Origin of the sequence: Anaeromusa sp., assembly GCF_028691475.1 — a bacterium.
Classification (GTDB): domain Bacteria; phylum Bacillota; class Negativicutes; order Anaeromusales; family Anaeromusaceae; genus Anaeromusa.
Genome location: NZ_JAQUZF010000205.1, coordinates 1 through 2,684 on the forward strand (window position 1 = coordinate 1; position 2,684 = coordinate 2,684).

The 2,684-nt window shown below is 51.0% G+C and carries 3 protein-coding genes; all 3 read right to left on the reverse strand.

The window, feature by feature from the left end:
• Window positions 1-655: PAS domain S-box protein (locus PHF27_RS14255; protein WP_300071534.1), on the reverse strand; the 655-nt coding region annotated here is incomplete at its 3' end.
• A 428-nt stretch (window positions 656-1,083) separates the two neighbouring features.
• Window positions 1,084-1,320 (reverse strand): hypothetical protein, encoded by a 237-nt coding sequence (locus PHF27_RS14260; RefSeq protein WP_300071537.1) that lies wholly within the window; start codon window positions 1,318-1,320, stop codon window positions 1,084-1,086.
• Window positions 1,321-1,400: 80 nt separating this feature from the next.
• A complete protein-coding gene (locus PHF27_RS14265) occupies window positions 1,401-2,531 on the reverse strand; it encodes a methyl-accepting chemotaxis protein (protein WP_300071540.1) in 1,131 nt (376 codons plus the stop codon).
• Window positions 2,532-2,684 lie beyond the last annotated feature (153 nt).

Genomic DNA, 2,684 nt, shown 5'->3' on the forward strand with positions numbered 1-2,684 from the left:
CTTTCTCCCAATATTCGACGCCATCCCTGCGCCGATTAACAAACTCGCCCTGCCAAATTTTTCTTGAAGTCACTGTTTGCCAAAGCTTGCGATAAAAAGCCTTGTTCATCTTCCCCGAGCTGAGAATGCGAGGGTTCTTGCCCAGCAATTCTTCTTTTCCATAACCAGTAACCTGGCAAAACATCGGATTTACATACTCAATCCCTCCTTGGGGATCGGTAATGACAATACTGACTGGACTTTGCTCGACCGCTTCTGATAATACCCGCAGACGCAACTCGCCCGCACGACGCTGCGAAATATCGACAATCGTAGAAACGAAGTACATGGGACTCCCCGCTTCATCTCGTACAACCGCAACAGAAAGATGAATCCATAAAAACGAGTTGTCAAATCGTACATATCTCTTTTCTAGTTCATAACGGTCTCTTACTCCCGTTACTAAATCTTCCACTAGCCTTATATCTTCCTCCAGGTCGTCCGGGTGCGTAATATCTTGAAACCGAAGGCCTAGCAATTCTTCTTCTTCGCAAGCCATCATACGGCAAAACATCTTGTTAACCCGCCGAAACACGCCCTGCAAAGTAACCTCCGCCATCCCGACAGCCGAATACTCAAACAGCTCCCGGTAGCCGCGTTCCACTTGTTCTCCCATTTTATTCCGACTCCCTCTGCGTCATGCAATCCATTATATAGTTAATTGTAACAGAAAATTATTCCTTCGCAAATATCAGAAGGACACGGGGATTGACCAAGAGAATCGGAGTCGCGAGAGGGTACGATGGAGGGTTACAAGGAGATTGCCGCGTCGCTGCGCTCCTCGCAACGACAAGATAAGCTGGCTGGACGGCGTCATTGCGAGCGCCAGCGCGGAAATCTTGTCTCAAATACAGTTATGCCGCCGTTAAAATGGTTCAGGAGAACCGTCCCCCTGAACCATAAACCCCTTTCGCGATTTTCGTGTATTTCGCGGTTCGTTCTCAACGTCTTTTCCGTTTATCTTTCGCAAAAAGCACGAGATTACAAATTCCAGCCTGCAAAAAAGAGAGGCTTGCGCACAAGCCTCTCCTCGGAACCAAGGGTTTATTTTTTTACAAACATCCGTCCCCGCTGCGCCATCCGTCCGTCCGTTTCCAAACGAACCACCCAGGCCTCGCCAGGAACGCCCCGCACCACGCGGTACTCATCTTCGTCAAAAGACGCGATCGCCAACGCCTCTTCCAAGACGTCCTCAATATCCCGCATCGAGCCTCCGTCCCCAGTCACATCCAAAAATCCTTCGTCGCAAAGCTGCTGCAGCGCTTCATGCAGTGTCGCCAACCTTAGTGCCCCTCTCCTGTAAAAAATATCCTGTTCTTATTGTAACGGCTAACGACGTCGCCGCCAAGAGGAAGAGGGCATTAAATTTTAAAGCGACCCACAATTTGATTCATTTCCGTCGCCAAGGTAGCCAGCGATTCGGCGCTGCTGTTGACCTCGCGCATACTGGCCCGCTGCTGCTCTGTCGCATGCACCACGGACTGCGAGGTCGCCGAGGTCTCTTCCGCCACGGCGCTGATGCTTTGCACATTATCCACCATAGCCTGCGTGCCATGAGCGGTCTCATCTACAGAAGCAGCAATCTGCTCAATTCCAATTTTTACTTTTCCCAGACGATCAATAATCGCTTTAAAGCCCGCTGCCGTCCGGTGCGCCGTTTCCTTGCCAGAAAGAACATCTTTGTTCGCCGCATCCACGCGCGCAACAGAAAAAGCGATTTCTTCGCCCATGCTGCCGATAATACCGGCAATTTCCTCCGTAGCTTTAGCGCTTTGTTCCGCCAGCTTGCGTACCTCTTCCGCCACTACAGCAAAGCCTCTGCCGGCTTCTCCCGCCCGAGCCGCTTCAATAGCGGCATTGAGCGCCAATAAATTGGTCTGTCCGGCAATGCCATTGATCACATCCACAATGCCTTTGATGTTTTCCGACGCCGCGGCCAGCTTGTTCGTAACCGCCGTAATCTCGCCCATCGACCGGCCAATATTCTCATTCTGCGCGACAACTTCACCCAACATGACCATGCCTCTATTGGCTTCTTCCACCGCGGTTTGCGTGCCGTTGTTTACTTCGCTGGCATTGGCGGTCATTTCTTCCGTGCCGGCGGAGATTTCCTCAATTGTCGCCGAAACAGTTGTAATATTATCGGCATTCTGCGTGGCTCCGTGTGCAATTTCCTCAACGCTGGTAACCACATGCTCGAGAGCTCGCATGGTCTCTTCAATCGTTGCGCTCAGTTCTTCGCTGGCTGCGGCTAAGGTCTGGCTGCCGCTATGCACCTGCTGCACCACTTGCTTGAGCTGCCTGCGCATAGAATTCATCATCAATCCCATGTCGCCGATTTCGTCATTGCGCTTTGGAACCACATCGGCCCGGGTCAAATCCAGATTGCCGATGCATTCCAGTTCCGTCTTCACATGAGCCAAGCGCGCCGCCATATTGCGGCTATACCAAATACCCATTGCCAAGGCAAAAAGGATGATAATCGCACTCACAAGCAAGGCGTTGTTGGAACGTTCCTGCGGTTCAACCCCATAATTTTGGAGTATAGTCTCTATTTCAAGCCATACTGTAGCATAGCTCTTTATTTCATCACAATGTCACGACAAACGGTTGGCCATTGGTCTGCAAAACCATGTTGTGAAATT